This window comes from Mucilaginibacter sp. GW821-FHT07H05 (genome assembly GCF_059418485.1).
The window spans coordinates 346,081-367,576 of the sequence record NZ_JBWKPY010000004.1; the positions used below are offsets into that span (position 1 = coordinate 346,081).

The window sequence follows — 21,496 nt, forward strand, 5'->3', positions numbered from 1 at the left end:
AATTATATTTAATGAGATTGTCAAATATATTTCCCTCGCCTCCAATTCCGGCTTTATTAATAATTCACTACTTCTTATACTTCCAATGCCTCGTCTTCCCTTCAGATACCCATTCCATCATAGTAGCTAAACGTTTGGCGCGGGTATCGGCGCTTTTGGCATCATACAGCCATTCCAGATATTCTTTTTTAGCTGATGGACTAAACTTTTCGAAGTGCTGCATGGCGGTGGTGTTAGTCTTAAAAGCTTCGATCAAATCTGCCGGGACTTCCAATTCCTTTTTATCGGTGGCTTCCTTTTTGGTGGATACTTTAATGCCTTTATCGTTCAATTCCATGGCGTTGCGGAAATACGCCAGCAACACATCGTCAGCCGGCAGATCAGCCAATGATTTGATCTTCCCGATGCTACCCGCCGAAGTCCCGGCTTCAGCAAACAACCCTTGCGGATCATCCATTAAACCGCTCTTCCAAAAGTTAAGGCCCATGTGTTCCTTAAAAGCCGCCATGCCTACAAACGGACCGCCATTATAGTCAAAATGCGGGCAGCTCCATTTCATAACTTCCACTATCGCAGGCGATGCCTGGTGGATTAATTGTCGGATATGGGTTAGTATGGGTTGCGCGTACGCCGGCGATTTGGCAATATAAGCATCAACACGGGGATCGAATTTTTCCATTTTATATCAGGTTTATATCCAAAACAACTTGTCATTCTTCACTCCGCTCAGAATGACAACCGTTTACATATCAGCAACGCTCTTTTTCTCTAACTTTTTGTGGATGCCGCCTACTTCCTGCAGCGCGGCCGAGCAATAGAACGGGCGTAATTCCATAATCAGTATTCCGGCTTTTATAGCCGGGTCGGTTTCGGTTAGCGTTTTAGCTTCTTCAATCGTTGCCACATTAAAAATAAAAATGCCTTCCACCTCGCCCGGGTTTAAAAACGGACCGGCAACCACCAGTTTACCTTCATCAGCCAGTTTGATAATATTTTTCAGATGGGCTTTTTGCAGTTCGGCCATCTTAGCCTTGTCTGTAATTTTAGTCGGACCGGTTTTCAGGAACGCCATTACGTATTTATGCATGCCATAATCGTCGGCACCCAGTTTTTTAGCTAATGCAGCATCGTATTGTGGATTGGTTTTTGCAGGCGCCGTTTGCGCATAACCAGCAAATGCCATAGCTAAAAATGCAAGGAGGATCAGTTTTTTCATGTTTGATTGATTAGGTGATGATCAAATATAATATTTAGCGGAATGAAAGCTAAAAATCAATACTTTTTTTGATGATAACGCCAACTGAAATGTGCGAAAATCACCCTATAAGGGGGATGAAATTCAGCCCGCTTTAGGCGTGGGGGCTTAATTCCCGCAAGGCATCCTTGGCAATCCATTTAGCGGCTTTGTTATCCTGCTCCAATATCCGTTCGGCGCATTGAATGGCCGCGTGGCGTAAAAGTGTATTCCGCTTCCCTATCTGGCGCAAGGCCCAGTTTACGGCTTTCTTTACAAAATTACGGTTGTCCCAGGCTTCCCGCTCAATTATGGGCAGAAAGGACAGGAATACATCATCAGCCGCTTTTTTATGATGCACGGCATATCCGGCCATGAGCACAAAAGCTGCCCGTTTTACAAATTCACGTTCGGATGTGCTGTATTCGAAGATCTTATCCATTACAAAGGGCGCACGATCGAACAAATTACTGCAAGCCTGATCGCAGATATCCCAGGAATAAAACTGGTTTGCCCACTTATCCATTTGCTGCGGGGTGAGTTTAGCCGGATCGGCAACCATACCTGCCAGTAGCCGGGCTTCATGCATACCGCTGTCCCAAAGTTCCTGGGCCAGGGCATGGTCTTTTTTAATAATTTTGGCCAGCTTCCGTATTTCAGGAAGTTTTACGCCCAATGCCTTTGAGCTATCGATACCAAAGCGGGCCATACCGGCCAGGTATTGCGCCGAGGAGTGTTGCTTGAGGTGATCGAGAGCTTGGGTGAGGTTCATGTTATCCGCTAATATTTTCGTTTTGCGGGTCCTTGCCTATTATCGAAAAGATTAAGAATACTTATTCCCCTCTTATCAATCCTATAAAATAATGTGTTATGCTTTGTTACTACAAATCCTCTGATTCGTTTTCCGGTTAATTCTAATTTTCCAAGTTCCGGGTTCTGCTCTATCAGATCAATAATATAATAGACTTTTTTAACAAATTCCCGAGTTACACTTTCGCCCCATTCTCTTTCAAGGTAATTTATAATAAAATTAAAGTTATTCCAGGCGCGTTTGCTCCAGATCACTTCTCTAACCATTTTTTATGGCTTTCTTTAACCTGCTCATGCGAAACCATATTAGCGGGATCGAAACTTTCTTCGTACGATAATAAAAGATCCTGTTTTTGTTCATCGGTCAATTTATTCCATAATTCACCATTTTGATTATCATTTAAATTTTGGACAAGTTGGTAATACGCTTTTAGAGTCTCCTCATCTTCTATACTATCTATTAAATGATGGAATTCTTCTTTAATTTTCATCGCAAATCACTTTAGCTTATAAAGTAAATATACACACATTAAAAATCAATCACAAAAAAAGCCGGTACAAGCCCGGCTCTCTCAGATATAGATCAGTTAATAGTTTGCAAATAATAAAGCCGGGTATTGCTACCCGGCTTTGGGTATAATAGATCAGTTAATAGTTCTATTCTGTTCCCCCTTTAGGGGGTTAGGGGGCTTATAAATTACCCCTTAGTTCCTGTTCGCGCTCAATAGCTTCAAACAGTGCTTTAAAATTACCCGCGCCAAATGAACGCGCGCCCTTACGCTGGATGATCTCGAAGAACACCGTAGGCCTGTCCTCAACCGGTTTGGTGAAGATCTGCAGCAGGTAACCTTCGTCATCACGGTCAACCAATATACCTAATTTTTTAAGCGGTTCAAGGTCTTCATCAATTTTACCTACACGGTCTGTTAGTTCGTCATAATAAGTAGTCGGCACGGTTAAAAACTCCACGCCGCGGCTTTGCAAATCGGTTACGGTTTTCACAATATCGCCGGTAGCCAGGGCTAAATGCTGTACCCCTTCGCCCTCGTAAAACTCCAGGTATTCTTCAATCTGGCTTTTCTTTTTACCTTCGGCCGGTTCGTTTATCGGGAACTTTACATAACCGTTGCCATTACTCATTACCTTACTCATCAGCGCCGAATACTCGGTCGAGATCATTTTATCGTCGAAGGTCAGGATATTTTTAAAACCCATCACCTCCTCATAAAAATTCACCCACCTATTCATTTTATGCCAGCCTACGTTACCTACGCAATGGTCAACATAAAGCAAGCCGGTATCTGCCGGGTTATAATTATTCTCTAATTTTTGATAGCCGGGCAAAAACACGCCCTTATAGTTTTTACGTTCGATGAACAGGTGTACCGTCTCGCCATATAACTGGATGCCGCTGGTGCGTACTTCGCCGTTCTCATCGCTCAATGTTTGCGGTTGCTGATAAGGTGTTGCGCCGCGATTAGTAGTTTGTTCAAATGCATCATAAGCATCGTCTACCCAAATGGCTAACACTTTTACGCCATCACCGTGCTTTTTAATATGCTCGGCAATGGGGTGGTCCGAGTGCAGCGGTGTGGTCAGTACCAGCCTGATCTTGCCCTGTTGTAATACGTATGATGCCCTGTCGCGCACGCCGGTTTCCGGACCCGCATAGGCCAGGTTTTGAAAACCGAACGCTGTTTTATAAAAGTGTGCGGCCTGCTTGGCGTTACCCACATAAAATTCCACATAATCGGTACCGTTTAAGGGTAAAAAATCAGTGGCTTGTGTTTTTTTCTCTGCTATTAGTGTGTCCATTGTTTGTCTTTTTTAGTATGTCATTGCGAGCGATAGCGTGGCAATCTCGTAGTATGTAAACGTGCGACGAGATTGCCACGTCGCTACGCTCCTCGCAATGACAATGTGTGTTAGAGCCCTTCCGCCCAACTATGATAATATTCTTCATCCTCAATCCCAACCGCTTCTTCGGTTAACTGCAGCGGGTGGAACGGGTCTATCATTACGGCCAGTTCTTCAGTGGCTTCCTTACCTATCGATTTTTCTACCGTACCCGGGTGCGGTCCGTGCGGAATACCGGCCGGATGCAATGTGATCTGCCCTTTCACTACGTTTTTACGGCTCATAAAATCACCATCTACATAATACAATACCTCATCGCTGTCTACATTGCTGTGGTTATATGGCGCAGGGATAGAATCGGGGTGGTAATCAAACTTACGCGGCACAAAGCTGCATAGCACAAAGTTATGCCCGTCGAAGGTTTGGTGGACAGGCGGTGGTTGATGCAGGCGGCCTGTTATCGGTTCAAAATCGTGAATAGAAAATGCCCATGGGTAATGGAAGCCATCCCAGCCGATGAAATCGAACGGGTGCGTGCCGTATATGTATGGATAGATCAAACCCTGTTTTTTGATAAGGATCTTGAAATCGCCTTTCTCATCTCGGGTTTGCAGGTTGGCCGGTCGCCTGATATCGCGCTCGCAATAAGGCGAGTGCTCCATTAGCTGGCCAAACTGGTTGCGGTAACGCTTGGGTGTACGGATGGGACCGAAGCTTTCTACGATGAACAGGCGGTTATCCTCACTATCAAACTCCATTTGATAAATGGTACCGCGCGGAATCACCAGGTAATCGCCATAGCCAAATTTGATATCGCCGAAACCCGTTTTAAGCGTGCCTGAACCTACGTGGATGAAGATCACCTCGTCGGCCTGCGCATTTTTGAAGAAATAATCCGTCATGCTTTTGCGCGGTGCGGCCAGCGAGATATGCAGATCGTTGTTCACCAGCACGGCCTTGCGGCTTTCCAGGTAATCATCGGCAGGCTTGATGTTGAAACCGATGAGGCTGGTATGCTTCAGGTGTTTGGCCCGGGCTATCCTGGGCTCGACCGAATAGGGCTCGCCTAAAGTTTTTACAATGGTTGGCGGATAACAATGATATACCAGCGAATACAAACTGGAAAAGCCCTCGGTTGATACCAGTTCTTCGGCGTACAATCCCCCATCGGGCTTGCGGAAAACCGTATGCCTTTTATGCGGGATTTGGCCTAATGTATGATAGATAGGCATGGTGTTTTAGTTAAAAACGTTAAAGAAGGTATTGTAAATTGGTATAGTTTAAACGTTTGGAAGGATAAAGAGTTTCGGTATCACAGGTACCTGTTTTAACCTCTTTAACTATTTTAACAAAACTTAATACTGGGCGAGGATATTTTTTGAAAGCATGGCATTGCGGAACAAGGCTGCGCCGCTCATGGAGGTTAGCCCCATAGAAGTATAAAAGCCTTGTACAATGCGCAGGATCATACCCAAAATTAAACTATATAATTTTAATATGCAAGCATAATAATTTGGTGCACGATATATTAAAATGTTTAGCTTTGATTAACCAATCTTACAGATCCTATGAAATTAGTATCCTACAAAACCGAAGACCGCGAACACCTGGGCATCTATGCCAACAAACATATCTACAACCTCAACTCCTGCGATAAGCTGATCCCCGATAACATGAACGAGTTTTTATGGGGCGGCGTTGAACTGATGGACCGCGCGAAGAAGATCAATGCCGAGATCCTGTCGGGCAAGCTGGAAGCTAAGGAAGAACTATTTTTTGAACTGCTGGCGCCCGTGCCGCACCCTACCTCTTGCCGCGATGGCTATGCTTTTCGCCAGCATGTGGCTGCTGCGCGACGGAACCGTAAGGTAGATATGATTGCCGAATTTGACCAGTACCCGATATTTTATTTTACCAACCATAACGCTATACAAGGTACCGGCGAGATTGAATGCATGCCCGACCATTTCCAAAAACTGGATTTTGAACTGGAGGTGGCTGTAGTGATTGGTAAAAAAGGCCGCAACTTTACCGCTGCCGAAGCCGACGAATACATAGCCGGGTACATGATCATGAACGATATGAGCGCCCGAACCCTGCAAATGGAAGAAATGCTGCTAAACCTTGGCCCCGCAAAAGGCAAGGATTTCAGTACGGTGATTGGCCCCTGGCTGGTAACGCCCGATGAACTGGAGCGATACAAAGTCCCCGCTAAAGATGGCCATACCGGCAATGCTTATAATTTAAAAATGAACTGCTCGGTTAACGGCAAGCAGGTATCCAGCGGTAATATGGCCGATATGGACTGGACATTTGCCGAGATTATTGAGCGTTGCGCCTATGGCTGCGATGTTTTACCCGGCGATGTAATTGGCTCGGGCACGGTTGGTACCGGCTGTTTCCTGGAACTGAACGGCACCGGTTTACTAAACGATCCTAACTACCCTACCCAATGGCTGCAACCCGGTGATCTGGTAGAAATGGATATTACCGGTTTGGGAATGCTGAGCAATGTGATTGTAAAAGCGAAGAGTGATTTTTCGATATTGGGATTGAAAAAGTAACACTCCGCACCCCGTCATTGCGAGTTATCAAATCCTACGGACTTTAAAGGTGATATGACGTTGGGAAAGCGGGGCTTGTGCGATTCCCCTCTTGAGAGGGGTGGAGGGGTGTGTCCTTTCGGCGATATGCAATCCGGTTAGGACACACCCCTGCCACTACACTTTCCAACGCGCCCCCTCTCAAGAGGGGAATCAAAAAAACAAACACGCAGGGTCTCATGGTGAGCTTGTCGAATCATGGTGAGCAGGCCTACGCACACACCCTTCGACAAGCTCAGGGTGACAGCCCCCCCTCTGTCACTGCACCTTTAAAGTCTCGCCGGGATTTAACAACTCGCAAGGACGATACTTAGTTAAAGCAGGGGTCTAAAACCATATCCCCCGCCATCTGTTATCCTACCATGACAAAGCCAGCAAACAACCCCGACAAACCATCACCCGCGGATACCCCAACCGACAGGCCACATGACGAGGGCCACAAAAGCGTAGTGAAAAAACAGGACAAAGAATATCATGCCGATGAACCGCAGCAGGAAAATGTAGCGAAAAGGCGTGAGAATGAAGAACAGCCTGTTCACCCGGTGAAGGATAGTTCTAAGTCTTGAGTCCGAAGTCTTGAGTCGAAAGTCTTGAGTTCTAAGTCTTAAGACTTTTGACTCAAGACTTCGGACTTAAGACTATCTCGATATCCCCGCCGAATTAAATTGCAGATCGTACAGCTTGCGGTAGTAGCCGTCTTCAATACGCAGTAATTCCTGGTGGGTGCCGCTTTCCATAATCTCGCCATGATCCAGCACAATAATGCGATCGGCGCTTTGGATGGTAGAGAGGCGGTGGGCAATAACGATAGCCGTGCGGCCCTGCATCAGCTTATTAATGGCGTTTTGTATCAGCACCTCGGTTTCGGTATCTACGGATGAGGTAGCTTCATCCAGCACCAAAATAGCCGGGTTATAAACCAGTGCGCGGATAAAGGAGATGAGTTGCGCTTGTCCGGCCGAAAGCGTTGCGCCCCGTTCCATCACATTATAATCGTAACCGCCGGGTAAGCGCATAATAAAATCGTGCGCGCCTACATCGGTAGCGGCTTGTATAATTTCCTGGCGGGTAATGGCAGGGTTATTCAGGCTGATATTATTGGCAATGGTATCCGAAAACAGGAACACGTCCTGTATCACCGTCGCAATGCGCGAGCGCAGGTAACCTACCTCGTAATCGTCAATATTAATGCCATCAACCGTTACTTCGCCTTTGCCTATTTCGTAAAACCGGTTCAGGATATTGATGGTTGATGATTTGCCGGCACCCGTGGCCCCTACCAATGCCAGCGTTTCGCCGGGTCGGATGTGGAAATTGATATCCTTTAGCACCCAGTTTTCATCGTTATAGGCAAACCAAACATGTTTAAATTGGATATCGCCTTTTATTTCGCTTTGTAGCTTGCCATTATTGGGGGCCACATCATCGGTATCTAATACTTTAAAAATACGGTCGGCGCCTACCATGCCCATTTGCAGGGTGTTAAATTTATCGGCCAGTTGCCGGATAGGCCTGAACAATAAGTTTAACAAGCTGATAAATGCCAGCACTGTACCCGCAGTAACATGGCCCGTTGCCGAAAGACTGTTCAATTGCTGATCGGACAGGATGCGTTTGCAGCCATACCAAACCAGCAGACCGATACAAATGGAAAACAGGATCTCCACCACCGGGAAGAAGATAGAATAGTACCAGTTTGAGCGGATATTGGCATCGCGGTATTTTTCGTTAACGCCTTTAAACTTGCGCATTTCCTGGTCTTCGCGGGCAAAATACTGGATAATGCTGATGCCCGAAATATGTTCGGCCAAAAAAGTATTCAGCTGCGCCACATGGGTACGCACATCCTGGAAGGACGATTTAATAGCCTCCTTAAAAATATAGGTAGATAGTATCAGCAATGGCATGGGGATCAGTGTGATCAGCGCCAGCTTCCAGTCTTTCAGCAGCATACAAACTATAATGGCTATCACCAAAAGCATGTCGCCAATAATAGAGATCAGCCCTTCTGAAAAGATATCGGCAATAGTTTCCAGATCAGACACGGTACGGGTGATGAGCATCCCGATAGGCGTTTTATCAAAATACCGTAGCCGCATACTGGTGATATGGTTAAATATATCTATCCGCAGGTCGCGGATAACGGATTCGCCTAATGAATTGGTGAGGAAAGTTTGGTAATACTGCGCAATGGTTTGCACCACCAGTTGTGCCAGCATCAGGCATACAATAAACAGCAGGCCGTTATAGTTGCTCACCACAATATAATCGTCTACCGCCTTCTGCATCAGGATGGGCTGTACCAGCGCTACCACCGCTAAAAAAACAGTCAGGAAAGCCGACAGGATAAAAATACCCCGGTAAGGTGTTACATAATGCATCACCCTTTTCAGCAAACTCCAGTCTATCGCTTTTCCTGTTACCTGAGACATAATACCTACCCCCCAGCCCCCTGAAGGGGGAGCAAGAGGTTTATTTTTAAGTTTTCGAATATCGTAATTATTTTCGCACCATCCTTTTCTTATTCCCCCTTTAGGGGGTTAGGGGGAATGGATACTTCACCTCTGTTAAATACAAGCCGCAGGCGGGTACCGATGTCCCTGCGTTGCTGCGGTTCTTGCTTTCGATAATAGCGCGCACCGCTTCGGGTTCAATTTCCTTGCGGCCTACCATTAACAGTGTGCCCACTATAGCCCGCACCATGTTGCGCAAAAACCTGTCGGCGCTGATATGGAATACCATGCCATCGCCCTGCTTAACCCATTCGGCGCGACTAATTTTACAATTATTGGTGAACACCTGCGTGTTAGATTTACTGAAGCAGCTAAAATCGGTATACTCCATCAGTATCTCCGCCGCCTGGTTCATCAGATCCAGATCAGGCACATCACGCTGCAACCACGAAAAACCATGCTTAAACGGATCTTTCTGAAAATGCAGGTGATACTCGTATGATCGTAGCGTGGCATCAAACCGGGCATGCGCGTCGGGATGTACGGGAATAATGCGTTTGATAGCGATATCGTGGGGGAGCAAGGCGTTAACTCCAGCCCCCCGGCCCCCTAAAGGGGGAGTTAGTATATTCGCTCCCCCTTCAGGGGGCTGGGGGGTTACATGCGCATAGAATTGTGTAGCATGCACTCCCGTATCCGTCCGCCCGCAGCCGGTGGTTTCTATGGGCTGGCGCAAAATGGTGGATAGCGCTTTGTTCAGCAATTCCTGCACGGTTACCGCGTTGGGCTGTATTTGCCAGCCGTGGTAATTGGTGCCATTATAGGCCAGTTCAATAAAATAACGCTGATGATCGGTCACGGTGTAAAGTTAACATTCCGCTGGCTATTGCCTATCCGTAATTTGTCAAACAATCCTATCTTTGTTTCAAATAATTTTTCACAACACCACGCATATCATATGTTACAAAGAATACAAAGCATTTACCTGCTCTTCGCTGCACTGGTTATACTGGCCCTTTTCCTGTTCCCGGTGGCACACGGCATCTACCTTAATAATGTTCCATCAACCATAAAAGTTACCGGCATTTACCAGGATGTGAACGGAGCGCAAACCTTAACCACCCCTTTTACTATGCTAAGCATAGTTACTGTCATTGTTGGTCTGGTACCGTTGGTGATTATATTTCTGTACAAAAACCGCAAGCAGCAAATTAACCTGTGCTATGGCGCTATATTAATTATTATAGGCTACAGCTTTTGGCTGTCGCAGGCGGTTAAAACCGCTACCGGCGGCTTTGAAATGAAACCAAGCAATTTCGGTATCGGTATATTTTTATCAAGCCTGAGCATTGTGCTGATGATACTGGCCGTAAAATCTATTCAAAAGGACGAGAAGCTGGTAAAATCGGCAGACAGGTTAAGGTAAGCTAATATGCAAATGTGCGTATATGCAAATGTTACTTGCATACTGATCATTTGTATGGTAACATAGCTGCATAAGTGCTGGTGCTACTCACATTTTTAATCATTTGCACATTTACATATACGCACATTTGCATATTCACTCCATCCGCATGCAGCACCCCAAAAAGCATATTCTTATTACCGGCGGCTCGGGCTTGTTAGGTACTGAGCTTACCCAATTATTGTTGGATAAAGGTTATTCGGTTAGTCACCTTAGCCGGAAGCCGGGTCATGATCCTCAAGTAAAAACCTTTTTATGGGATATTGAGCAAGGCATTATTGATGAAAAGTGCATTGATGGGATAGATATCATCCTTCACCTGGCGGGCGCCGGGATTGCCGATAGCCGCTGGACGGATGCCCGTAAAAAACTGATCATAGAAAGCCGGACCAAATCTATCGCGCTTATTTATGATCTGCTTAAGCAAAAGCCTCATCAGGTAAAAAAGGTAATATCGGCATCGGGAATTGGCTATTACAGCGATAGGGGTGATGAATTGATGCATGAGGACAGTTTGCCCGCCCACGATTTTATGGGCGAGTGCTGCGTTGCCTGGGAACAAGCGGTTACCGCAGGCAGGGCATTAGGGTTGGATATTTTAATATTCCGTACCGGCGTTGCTTTAACCAAAGATGGCGGGGCCTTAACTAAAATAGCCATGCCTGTAAAACTGGGTGCAGGAGCGGCCTTAGGCAGTGGCAGGCAATGGCTGTCCTGGATCCATCACCAGGATGTATCAGACATGTATTTATATGGCATTGAGCACCAGGAACTGACCGGCATTTATAATATGGCGGCCCCTGTGCCTGTAACTAACCAACAGTTAACCAAAGCCATTGCCCGGCAACTAAAAAAGCCCTTATGGCTGCCTAATGTGCCGGCTTTTTTACTGAAACTACTATTAGGCGAAATGGCAACTATTGTTTTAGGAAGCACAAAAGTTGATACTGCAAAAATTGAACAGGCGGGTTTTCAATTTAAGTACCCGGATATTGAGGGGGCCTTGAAAGAGATTTATGGTTAACACCCCAATTAGCATATTCTGGTTCAGGCGCGATTTGCGGTTGGATGACAACGCGGGACTGTACCATGCCCTTAAAGGCGACCACCCGGTACTGGGCCTGTTCATTTTCGATAAAAATATATTGGATAAGCTGGAGGATAAAGATGACGCGCGGGTTACCTTTATTTACCAGGTAATTGAGGATTTGCAAACCCAATTGCAAAAGCATGGCAGTACCCTGCTTATACTTTATAATGATGCCGAACAGGCCTGGAAACAAATACTGAAGGATTACGAAGTAGCATCCGTTTACACCAATCATGATTACGAGCCTTACGCCAAAACCCGCGATGAAAACATCCGCAAACTGCTAAAAGAAAAACAGATCCCCTTTAATACCTATAAAGACCAGGTAATATTTGAAAAGAATGAGGTTACCAAGGATAATGGGCTGCCTTATACCATTTACACGCCTTATATGCGTAAATGGTATAGCAAACTTACCCCCTTTTATTTAAAGGCGTACCCGGTTAGCAAGTATCTGCACAACCTTTATAAAACTGAGCATCAGGCCATCCCATTATTAAAAGAGATGGGCTTTGAAAAAAGCGACAGGCTCTTCCCCGATCAATATTACGAGGATGTAATATCCGATTATGCCGAAAAGCGCAACTTTCCCGCCATAAAAGGCACTTCGCATATTGGCCTGCATTTGCGTTTTGGCACCATCAGTATCCGCGGGGCGGCACGTAAAGCCTACCTCCACAAAGAGAAAACCTGGTTGAACGAATTGATATGGCGCGAGTTTTATATGATGATACTGGATCATTTTCCAAAAACCATAGACCATGCCTTTCGCCCGGAGTATGACCGGATTAAATGGGCGAATGACGAAGACCTGCTTGAAGCCTGGTGTAACGGGCAAACCGGCTACCCCATTATTGATGCCGGCATGCGCGAACTGAACGAAACCGGTTTTATGCATAACCGGGTACGGATGATCGTAGCCAGTTTTTTAAGTAAGGACCTGTTAATTGACTGGCGCTGGGGCGAACGCTATTTTGCCCGCAAATTGCTGGATTATGAAATGGCCAGTAATGTAGGCGGCTGGCAATGGGCCGCCGGCAGTGGTACCGATGCCGCACCGTACTTCAGGATATTTAACCCCGAATTGCAAACCAAAAAGTTTGATCCTAAACTGGAGTATATAAAAAAATGGGTTCCGGAATATGCCGACTTCAGCAAGTATCCAAAACCCATTATTGATCGCGCTTTTGCACGCGACCGTTGTCTTAAAGCTTTTACAGCCGCATTGGCTAAATAATTATTGTACCGATATTACATTAACATCATATCTCATACAGCTAAAAATCGGGATACTGCTATCACCATAAGTGTTATAACCGTAAGCCAATCTTGATGGCATAATCAGCGATAATTTAGCTCCTGGAGTGGTTAACTGCAATCCTTCAACCAGGCCTGCCCGGGTATCATTACCTAAATCAATTGTGGTACCTGTACTGGCATCACTTGAATTATACTGATCTGAGGTATTTAAACCGTTTAATAAACTACCGGTGTATTGTATGGTTACCAGTGCCGATGCACCTATAGCTGCACCCGAACCTGTTTGCAGGATCTTATACCACAAACCCGATGCGGTTTTGGTATACCCGGTTAAATTATTAGCGGTAATATAGTTTTTAACCGTTAAATCATCATACTTAGGCTGGTCATCAATCAGGTTGATATAGTAATCTAAACCCTGGTTGCCTTTTATCCTGTTATTACCATCGCTGCTGCCCGATCCAAAACCTGCAGAACCATAACCTAAATGAGATGGCACCAACAGGCGCATACGGCCGCCTTTGTTTTTTAATATATTGATCAGGGCTAACTGAACACCATTTGGCAAATTGTTTTTGTTAATATGCCCCAGGAAGTTATACACATGGTTCACAATAGTATCGGTAGCTATAAACTGCCCGTCGAAACTTTTAACAGTAAATACAAGCGCTACAATATCCGGATAATCAACAACCTTGCCGGTGCCTTGCGTAAGTATTTTATAATACATGCCGGTAGTATCACCGCTCGATAGATCGCGCTTCATATCGGTAAGTCCGTTAGCGCTGATGTAAGCCTGTATTTGCTGCTCATCGTATTGCTTAATATCAATATCGTTGCTTTTACGGCATGAGTATAAACCGGCAACACAAAAAAACAGGAGCGTAAAAAGTATTTGTTTCATTTAAAATTAGTTCGTTACATCAAAAAGTTCAATATCAAAATCAAGCACCGAGTTTGCGGGTATCCCCAAAGTGGGCTGGTCATACGGCCCGTAAGCATATCTCGAAGCTATCAGCAGGCGTATTTTTCCGCCCTTTCTTATTTGCGATTTAGTGATACCATATTGCCAGCCTTTTATCATATCCCCCAAATGGTAGGATGGATGATAGGTATTGGTTTGTGTAAAAGCAGTACTGGTGCCCAGCACCCTGCCTGTATACCCCACCGTTAATAGCGATGAGTTAGTGAACAGCGCGTTTTCGGTACCGGTTACTGTGTTAATGTACCATACACCGGTAGTATCCTGCGAGCCTATCATTACTTTAGTTGCCGTCAGATTATTCTTAGCGATATAATCTTTAATCAACTTATCATCAATTTCGGCCTGTACCTGCGCCTGCTTAGCGCCCTCGGTAGATTTTTTACATCCCGCGAACGCCAGCACACATAAACAAATAATCAATACCCTGGTCATTTATTTCAAACGGCAAATTTATTCTTTTAAATGGCAAAATCAGCAGGTTAACATTTTTTAACATATAAACCTGTTAAACGATGATAAAACCCCGACTTTATCAGCCTTAAAACGTTTTTTGAGGGAGAGATATTTCAAACCCGGTAATTTATAGTTATCGCATACCGTGATATGATACATCTGAAAGCTTTACCCTTAACCTTTCGGCTTTACCTGCCTATTCAGGCTTGTAATTCAGGGTAAGTGTGTTGATCTTTTTAAGTGTGCTGATGAGGTGGTCTTTATCTTTTTCGGAGATATGATCGTTCAGATAGTTGTTAAATTGCTTTACCAGGCCGCGGGCCAGGTGGCGTTTTTCCTTACCCAATTCGGTCAGGTATATTTTAACCGAGCGCTTATCGCCTTTGTTCGATTCGCGGTAGATCAGGTCCATCTTTTCCAGCTGACTAAGCATACGCGACAGGCTGGTTGATTTTAATCCCAGCAATGCCGCCACTTCCGATACCGTGTTACCCTCTTTCTCATCAATATTGATCAGCAGGTAACCAATAGATTGGGTAATACCAAACTCGGTTACTAACTGGTTGTAGCGGTTAGCAACAGTTTGCCAAACTATTTTTAAAAAATAGTCTATCGTTTCCTGGTGTTTAATGTTTGCCGGCATACCTTTCAAAATTAGAAATTATTTTCATCAGTATACTATCCCTATTGTAATACTATAGTTTGGGCTAAAACCCGCTTGCTTATTTACTTAATCCGCCCCATAAACAGGACGGCAATGAATTGCTATTCTTATTTCATTGCCCTTAGCTTCAGCCAATGGAGGACGAATAACAGTAACAGGGCTTTAACTTTACCACCCCAGTTTAGTATCATCGCCACGCGGATCGGCACCGCCCTGCAGGTAACCCCATTTAGTTACCAATATGGCATCTACCCGGCCTATGCCGCCGCCCACGGTTATTTTATAACCTTTTTTGGTTAGCTTATCAACCGTTAAACTATCCAGCGCCTCTTTTTCGGCATTTACCACATCGGGCAGCCACTGGTGATGAAACCTTTTGGCATTTACCGCGCTTTGCATGCTTTTGTTAAACTCAATCACATTTAGTATGGTCTGGAAAACCGATGTGATAATGGTCGATCCGCCCGGCGTGCCTACTACCATAAACAGTTTGCCATCCTTTTCAACAATGGTTGGCGTCATGGACGACAGCATCCTTTTACCTGGCTGTATGCTATTGGCCTTTCCCCCTACCAGGCCATACATATTTGGTACGCCCGGTTTCGAGCTAAAATCGTCCATCTCGTTATTCAGTAAAAAGCCCGCGCCGCCAACGATGATCTTCGATCCGAACGATCCGTTTAGCGTGGTGGTGATAGAAACGGCGTTGCCCTCGCGGTCTACAATAGAAAAATGAGTGGTTTGGTCGCTTTCATATCCCGCAAAGCTGCCGGGCTGTATGCTGCTGCTTGGTGTGGCTGCGGCCCAGTCAAAGCTTTTCATCCGCGCATCGATATAAGCCGGTTTCAGCAGGCTATCTACAGGCACTTTATAAAAGTCAGGGTCGCCCAGGTATTTTGAGCGGTCGGCATATACCCGGCGCTCGGCCTCAACAATTACCTGCACGGTTGAGTCTTTATTAAAGCCCCACTGGTTTAGCGGGTAGTTCGCTACCGAATGCAGCAATTGCAGCAAGGCAATCCCCCCGCTTGATGGCGGCGGCATAGTGATGATCTTGTAGCCCTTATATTCGCCTGTGATGGGTTTGCGCCAAACCGAATGATAGTTTTTCAGGTCGGTTTTGGTGATCATCCCCTTGCCGGTTTGCATTTCGGCAATCAGCTGATCGGCCACCACGCCATCGTAAAAACCCTTGCGCCCCTTATCGCGTATCAGTTCCAGCGTTTTGCCCAGGTCATCCTGTACCAGTATATCTCCTTCCTGCCAGGGGGTATTTTTTAAAAAGTACTTTTTACCGGGATTTCTTTTTTGAAAATCGGCGGCGTTACGGTTCAGGTCGTCGGCCAGGTGTTTGGTTACTTTAAAACCATCGCGGGCCAGTTTAATGGCAGGTTCAACCAGTTCGGCCCAGTTTAGCTTGCCATATTTACGGTGCGCCGCCACCATGCCATCCACACTACCCGGCACGCCCGATGCCTGGTGCGTAGCCAAACTCATATCAGGGATCACATTCCCCACCGAATCTAAATACATATTGGCGCTGGCCCCGGCCGGTGCCTTTTCCCTGAAATCGAGCGTATTGGTTTTCCCCTTGGCCGACCGGTATACCATAAAACCGCCGCCACCTATGTTGCCGGCCTGTGGCAGGGTTACCGCCAGGGCAAACTGCACAGCCACGGCAGCATCAACCGCGTTGCCTCCTTTTTTCAGTATCTCCAGCCCAACCTTTGCCGCGTCGGGGTAGGCGCAAACTACCATACCGTTATAATACTGGTCGCTGTTATCCTTCCCTAACTGGCCGCGTACACAGCCGGGTAAAACAATGCCGGTTAATAAAATAAGTACCGTTAATAAATAGTATTTGCGGGGGATATTGCACTGCATAGGGTTATAATTTGGCTTCTAATTTAATCTATTTCTGTTAAATTTTACTGGTTGGATATTTAACCACAAAGTACACAAAGAAAAGGAACACTAAGCGCACAAAGCTTTGTTTTGTAATAAGATTGATGATAATTCCATTAGCCTGCTTTGTGTCCTTTGTGAAAAAAACTTTGTGCCCTTTGTGGTTAAATCACCACATCCAACATCATAAAACACAAAAACAAACGTTAATGCTGCCATAAGGATTAATTACACATCAACCCTAATCATGAAAAAAAGCACGATACTTTTATTTTTAATCAGTTCATTTTTATTCTTCAGCAAATCATCGCAGGCGCAGGATTACACGGTAGCAGCCGGCCTGAAATTCAGTTACGAATACGGCCCATCGGCTAAGTATTTTATTGATAAAACCGACGCGTTGGAAGGCATCATCGGTCTGCGCAGTCACGGTGTTGTTTTTACCGGCCTGTGGGAAAGGCATATGCCTATTTTTGATGTAGACAAGCTGAAACTTTATTACGGTTTTGGCGCGCATATTGGCAGCGTGGGTAATAATACCAACCCTAAATTTAATAACACCTTATTGCTTGGCGCAGATGGTATTGTCGGTGCCGAATACATCTTCCCCGAATCGCCCATCGGTATCAGCGTTGACCTGAACCCACGGCTGGAGTTTGGCCACGGCCCGTATTTTGACCTGGCGCCGGGGATTGGGTTGAAGTATATTTTTAAATAGGCTGTCAACGATGACTATTTAACCACGGAGGTCACAGAGAGAGCATCACAGAGAACACGGAGTTATCTTAATTGCAAAGCTCTGTGTACTCCGTGCAACCGCTGTGCACTCTGTGGTTAAATCTCCACTAAATCCTCGTCTATCGCACTATCAATATCTTATGCCCGTAAACCTTACCGCCCAGGGTAACCTGTAAAATATAGGTACCGGTAATTTGCCGGCTTACATCCATAATGGTGCTAAAGTTGCCCGCCGTTATAGATTGCTTTTCGGAGTATACCGTTTGCCCGGCGTTATTCACCAGCGAAAGGGTTAAACTGTTATCGGCCGGGGCTTTAAATACCACGTTTATTTTGGTAGTGGCAGGTACCGGGAATACCGCCAGTCCAATGTCTGATTTATCCGGATGCAGGGCCACCAGCGCATAGCGGTATGCATCCGAGAAAACGGTACAGCCTGTACCGAGCGTTACGCCAACTTTATAGTTACCACTCCTGGTAGCTATATAGGTTTGCCCGGTGGCGCCAACAATAAGACTATCGTTAAAATACCACTGGTTACCATTGCTAAAATTGGAGCTGAGCACGGTATCTTTTTGGGTGATCACCGGCTTGGCAAGGCTTACAGGGATCCGCGCTGTTGATGCGCAACCGGCACTTTTTATCTGGGTATTATAAAAAAAGTAGTAAAAGTTTTTATAGTAGGCGGTATCGCTCGGCGTAGTGGGCGATGTGGCATTATTCTTTGTTATGGTAAACGCGCCGCCCAAACTATAGGGATAACCGCTTACCCCGCCGTTGTTGCGGTATAGGGTAGCGCCGTTCTCGTAATTAGCGGTAACGGTGTAGTTCCCGGCCGTAGGGAACAGCAGGTTTAGGGTATACACCCGGCCCTGGTCGTTCGGATCGTCAACCTGCGCGCCGGCGCCCGGCGTGGTACGGGTAGCTATCGCGTTAATGGTAGCGCTGGATACGGTTTGCCCGTTGGTATTATTCACCGTAAAGGTGATCTTACCCGAATTACCGATATACAGCCTGGCGCTCTCCAAAATTACCGGGACGGTAGTAGTTACATTAACCGATGGTGTAAACTGGTTATATCCCCCTGCCGTATAAACATTTTTAGTGGCCGGGCCAACGGTGCCTTTTAAATCATTCACGCCGGCGTAGAAGGTATTATTTGCAGGCGCCTGCAAGGTATAAGCCGGTGATCCTGCGGTGATAGGTAGCAAGTCGGCAGCGGTTTTGTACCATAAAATGCCGCCATCGCTGTTGCCCGTAAGGATGTATTTTTTGGTATCATCGCAATAATAGGCCTGCAAAGCCGTAGCTGCGGCCGGGGTACCGGTTACAATATTTGTCGTAACCGAGTTATTAGCTATAACTGGGTCGCCGCTGAGGTTGGTAGTGGCGGTAATACGGTAAGTAGCGCCCGATAAGGTATTGAAAGTCCCCTGCAATATAAAGTCGTCTTCGGCGGCCGGGGGCAGCGTAAAAGCATAGGTTTCATTCAGCGTAACAACCGAATTATCGGGATTGGTTATCGTAACCGTTACCGGGATATTACTGATGTTGGCGCTGCCAAAATTCTTGATCCGCACGGTTACATTGGTTTGGCCCGCGCAAGCCCCGCCGGGTGTACTACTGCTTACCGATACCAGCCCTGCATCGGCCGTTGTTTTGGTGAAAAGTACGCGGTAATCCTGTGTTTCGCCTTTGGCATAAGTACCGCAGGGGGTAATGGTAGTGGCATCGCTGGTTTCGCTGAGCACTACGCGCATCAGGCTATAGTTACCGGCCAGCACACTGCCCGGCACGCTGATAGTACCCGTATAGGTGCCTGTAGCACTTATTACAGTTGTAGTGGCTGCCAGCTCAGTTACGGGGTCAAAGGTACCGTCGGCATTATAATCAATATAAATTTTGGCTATTTTATTAAAATTGCCGCCGCAGGTGCCGGCTGTAATACTCAGCGGGTAGGTTTTGCCCTGCTCCAGGGTTACGGTGGTGGCGGTATAATCGCTATAGCTGGTGCAGCCTGCCGCCGGGGTATTATTCAGGTTAGATAAGGTGATGTTATTGATGCGCGAATCGGCACTTGATGCCGGCGCCGACGCGCAATAGGCCGCACCGCCTATCCCGGTAACAATCAGCGCGTAATTTTGCGGCGCCGATGTTAGCGTCCCTTTATGCGTTATGGTAATGGTATAAGCCTTGCCCGGGATTGCGCCCGGTATATAGATCTGCTCTACATTATCGCGGATATTATCGCCTGTAGTGGCGGCCACGCTTGGGTTGGCCGGGTCCAGCACCCAGGGCCTGAAAGTGGTAGTACCATCGCTTACGCGGATATCCAGGTCGTTCACCAGTTTGGGTGTACGGTCGTTAATCGTTGTGCCGGATGTTGGCGTACCCTGCGGATCGGTCCAGGCAATGGTAGCCATCAGGTCGCCGTTGCCCGATGCGATCACATTAACGGTTTGCGTTTGGCCCTGCGTCAACGTGTTTTCCCTGATCATACTTTTGGCGCCGTTATCGGTAATGGCCTGCGCGGCTTTCTTCATATCCAGCAATCCCCAGCCGTATACGTAATCGGGGCCAACATTGCCGGCATCAAAAGCCGTATGGCAAACCAGGCCTTTCAGCGTGGCCGATTTCATAAAATTGCCGGAGTTCTTCTGCTGGTAATATTCCTGCAAAAGGTATAACGAGCCCGTAACATTAGGCGCCGCCATGGATGTACCCGAAAGTGTGGTATAGGCCGTAGTACTGGCGTTATCTGTTGATAATACGTTAACGCCCATACCTACAATATCAGGTTTAACACGGCCGTCATCTGTTGGCCCCCAGCTGCTGAATGGGGCAACCACTACATCTGTGCGACTGGTAGGGCCGTACGGTAATGGGTTAACCGCGCCTACCGTTAAACTATTTTTAGCGTTAGCGGTGGAGTTTAATACATCATAAGTATCGTTACTGCTGATGCCGGCCGGGCGCGCCCCTTTATCAACAATGGTTTGATCGGTACGGCTGCGGTAACCCCAGTAATCAGATCCCACAGCCGGGCCGTTTTCGGTACGGCTGTTGCCGGACGATTCTACAATGAGGTAATAAGGCGCGTTATAAGCGATCTTGTCCCACGATTGGGTTCGCGTATCATAAAATCCGAAGGTGTAATCTTCAGTATCGCCAGGCAGGCCATACCATTCCCACCGGTTTTGGCTGTCGTTAAAGCTCCAGCCCGATACGCCACCGTAAGAGTGGTTACTCAGCAACAAGCCGCTTGCCGCCGCGGTCATTTCTGCTATATCATTATTAAAATCGTACGATGAAAGCGTAGTTGCGCCGTAAGCCATGCCTTTTGCGGGGGCGTATACGCCTTTTGCCAGCATAGTGCCCGCTACGTGGGTAGCATGTTCTATTACCAGCGAGTTGGCATCTTTAATACTGATTGTTTTCCCTGCAAATTCCTGGTGATTGGTTAACACCCAGCCGCCGTCCCAAATAGCCAGTTTATTATTCAGTGCCGCGGTTGATCCCGTAAGGTTTAGGCCTAACAAGCCGCCGGGCTGTACCGTGTTGGTGCCGGTTGTAGCGGCCGCGGTGGTATTATTATCTGTACGTAAATAAATGGGGAAGCCCATAGGTGTAACCCCTTGCAGCGAGATCAATGTCCCGTTCTGCTCTTTCCGGTACAATGGCCAGCCTTTCAGTTTCGCCATGGCTACAGCCGACTGGTAATTGGTTTTATAGGCCTCATCCATCTGTACCGAAAGGTTTTGCAGCTCCAGCTTTTTGGCATTGCTAACCAGCAATTGCTGTGCATTGGCCATCCCCGCGCCCAGCACCAAAATCATACAAACACTAAAGCAAGCGCGGAAAAGTTTACCCATACCCAATTCTTATCTATCCGTTATTTTTAAACAAGTTTGTAAATTTAATGGATTATAAATATTTATTACCACGGGTTTACGTTAGTTAATGTTATAGTTTATAAATA

The 21,496-nt window shown here is 46.4% G+C and carries 20 protein-coding genes; 6 read left to right on the forward strand and 14 right to left on the reverse strand.

Annotated features, from left to right (window positions below):
- Positions 1-67 precede the first annotated feature (67 nt).
- The 7 genes from AC07M6_RS12665 to AC07M6_RS12695 all read right to left on the reverse strand — a co-directional run bounded on the left by AC07M6_RS12665 (position 68) and on the right by AC07M6_RS12695 (position 5,133).
- Positions 68-679 (reverse strand): YdeI/OmpD-associated family protein, encoded by a 612-nt coding sequence (locus tag AC07M6_RS12665; protein ID WP_494889908.1) that lies wholly within the window; start codon positions 677-679, stop codon positions 68-70.
- Between the two features lie 63 nt (positions 680-742).
- Complete coding sequence (locus AC07M6_RS12670) at positions 743-1,216, reverse strand: YciI family protein (protein ID WP_494889910.1); 474 nt, start codon at positions 1,214-1,216, stop codon at positions 743-745.
- 133 nt (positions 1,217-1,349) lie between these two features.
- The gene (locus AC07M6_RS12675) at positions 1,350-2,006 is read right to left on the reverse strand and encodes a DNA alkylation repair protein (RefSeq protein ID WP_494889912.1); all 657 of its coding nucleotides are present in this window, start codon (positions 2,004-2,006) and stop codon (positions 1,350-1,352) included.
- Between the two features lie 8 nt (positions 2,007-2,014).
- Positions 2,015-2,311, reverse strand: coding sequence for a type II toxin-antitoxin system RelE/ParE family toxin (locus tag AC07M6_RS12680; protein ID WP_494889914.1), 297 nt, complete (start codon positions 2,309-2,311; stop codon positions 2,015-2,017).
- Positions 2,296-2,535, reverse strand: coding sequence for a hypothetical protein (locus AC07M6_RS12685; RefSeq protein WP_494889916.1), 240 nt, complete (start codon positions 2,533-2,535; stop codon positions 2,296-2,298). Before AC07M6_RS12685 ends, AC07M6_RS12680 begins: the two co-directional genes overlap by 16 nt.
- 199 nt (positions 2,536-2,734) lie before the next feature.
- On the reverse strand, positions 2,735-3,859 hold the full coding sequence (gene hppD, locus AC07M6_RS12690; RefSeq protein WP_494889918.1) for a 4-hydroxyphenylpyruvate dioxygenase: 1,125 nt from the start codon (positions 3,857-3,859) through the stop codon (positions 2,735-2,737).
- Between the two features lie 110 nt (positions 3,860-3,969).
- A complete protein-coding gene (locus AC07M6_RS12695) occupies positions 3,970-5,133 on the reverse strand; it encodes a homogentisate 1,2-dioxygenase (protein ID WP_494889919.1) in 1,164 nt (387 codons plus the stop codon).
- 336 nt (positions 5,134-5,469) lie between these two features.
- Between AC07M6_RS12695 and AC07M6_RS12700 the strand changes: the two genes are divergently transcribed.
- Positions 5,470-6,465 (forward strand): fumarylacetoacetate hydrolase family protein, encoded by a 996-nt coding sequence (locus tag AC07M6_RS12700; protein ID WP_494889920.1) that lies wholly within the window; start codon positions 5,470-5,472, stop codon positions 6,463-6,465.
- A gap of 401 nt (positions 6,466-6,866) precedes the next feature.
- Positions 6,867-7,070, forward strand: coding sequence for a hypothetical protein (locus AC07M6_RS12705; RefSeq protein WP_494889921.1), 204 nt, complete (start codon positions 6,867-6,869; stop codon positions 7,068-7,070).
- 72 nt (positions 7,071-7,142) lie between these two features.
- Here AC07M6_RS12705 and AC07M6_RS12710 read toward each other — a convergent pair whose 3' ends face one another.
- Both AC07M6_RS12710 and truA read right to left on the reverse strand, forming a co-directional pair.
- A complete protein-coding gene (locus AC07M6_RS12710) occupies positions 7,143-8,936 on the reverse strand; it encodes an ABC transporter ATP-binding protein (RefSeq protein ID WP_494889922.1) in 1,794 nt (597 codons plus the stop codon).
- A gap of 100 nt (positions 8,937-9,036) precedes the next feature.
- Complete coding sequence (gene truA, locus AC07M6_RS12715; RefSeq protein ID WP_494889924.1) at positions 9,037-9,816, reverse strand: tRNA pseudouridine(38-40) synthase TruA; 780 nt, start codon at positions 9,814-9,816, stop codon at positions 9,037-9,039.
- Between the two features lie 99 nt (positions 9,817-9,915).
- Here truA and AC07M6_RS12720 point away from each other — a divergent pair, with 99 nt between their 5' ends.
- From AC07M6_RS12720 to AC07M6_RS12730, 3 genes are all read left to right on the forward strand, one after another.
- Positions 9,916-10,383 carry a DUF4293 domain-containing protein gene (locus AC07M6_RS12720; RefSeq protein ID WP_494889926.1) on the forward strand — a complete coding sequence of 156 codons (468 nt, stop codon included), beginning with the start codon at positions 9,916-9,918 and terminating at the stop codon, positions 10,381-10,383.
- 148 nt (positions 10,384-10,531) lie between these two features.
- Positions 10,532-11,446, forward strand: a complete 915-nt coding sequence (locus AC07M6_RS12725; protein ID WP_494889928.1) for a TIGR01777 family oxidoreductase — start codon at positions 10,532-10,534, stop codon at positions 11,444-11,446.
- Positions 11,439-12,749, forward strand: coding sequence for a cryptochrome/photolyase family protein (locus AC07M6_RS12730; RefSeq protein ID WP_494889930.1), 1,311 nt, complete (start codon positions 11,439-11,441; stop codon positions 12,747-12,749). The genes AC07M6_RS12725 and AC07M6_RS12730 overlap by 8 nt, the downstream gene beginning before the upstream one ends.
- Here AC07M6_RS12730 and AC07M6_RS12735 read toward each other — a convergent pair whose 3' ends face one another.
- The 4 genes from AC07M6_RS12735 to ggt form a co-directional block, all read right to left on the reverse strand.
- Positions 12,750-13,676 carry an FKBP-type peptidyl-prolyl cis-trans isomerase gene (locus AC07M6_RS12735; RefSeq protein ID WP_494889931.1) on the reverse strand — a complete coding sequence of 309 codons (927 nt, stop codon included), beginning with the start codon at positions 13,674-13,676 and terminating at the stop codon, positions 12,750-12,752. It abuts the gene before it with no gap.
- Between the two features lie 6 nt (positions 13,677-13,682).
- Entirely contained in the window at positions 13,683-14,189 is a 507-nt protein-coding gene (locus AC07M6_RS12740; protein WP_494889932.1) for an FKBP-type peptidyl-prolyl cis-trans isomerase, read from the reverse strand.
- A 217-nt stretch (positions 14,190-14,406) separates the two neighbouring features.
- Entirely contained in the window at positions 14,407-14,841 is a 435-nt protein-coding gene (locus tag AC07M6_RS12745; protein ID WP_494890436.1) for a MarR family winged helix-turn-helix transcriptional regulator, read from the reverse strand.
- A 201-nt stretch (positions 14,842-15,042) separates the two neighbouring features.
- Positions 15,043-16,758 carry a gamma-glutamyltransferase gene (gene ggt, locus AC07M6_RS12750; RefSeq protein ID WP_494889934.1) on the reverse strand — a complete coding sequence of 572 codons (1,716 nt, stop codon included), beginning with the start codon at positions 16,756-16,758 and terminating at the stop codon, positions 15,043-15,045.
- A 268-nt stretch (positions 16,759-17,026) separates the two neighbouring features.
- Between ggt and AC07M6_RS12755 the strand changes: the two genes are divergently transcribed.
- Positions 17,027-17,497, forward strand: a complete 471-nt coding sequence (locus AC07M6_RS12755) for a hypothetical protein (protein ID WP_494889935.1) — start codon at positions 17,027-17,029, stop codon at positions 17,495-17,497.
- A 139-nt stretch (positions 17,498-17,636) separates the two neighbouring features.
- Here the strand turns inward: AC07M6_RS12755 and AC07M6_RS12760 are convergent, their stop codons facing one another.
- Positions 17,637-21,389 carry a S8 family serine peptidase gene (locus AC07M6_RS12760; RefSeq protein WP_494889937.1) on the reverse strand — a complete coding sequence of 1,251 codons (3,753 nt, stop codon included), beginning with the start codon at positions 21,387-21,389 and terminating at the stop codon, positions 17,637-17,639.
- Positions 21,390-21,496 lie beyond the last annotated feature (107 nt).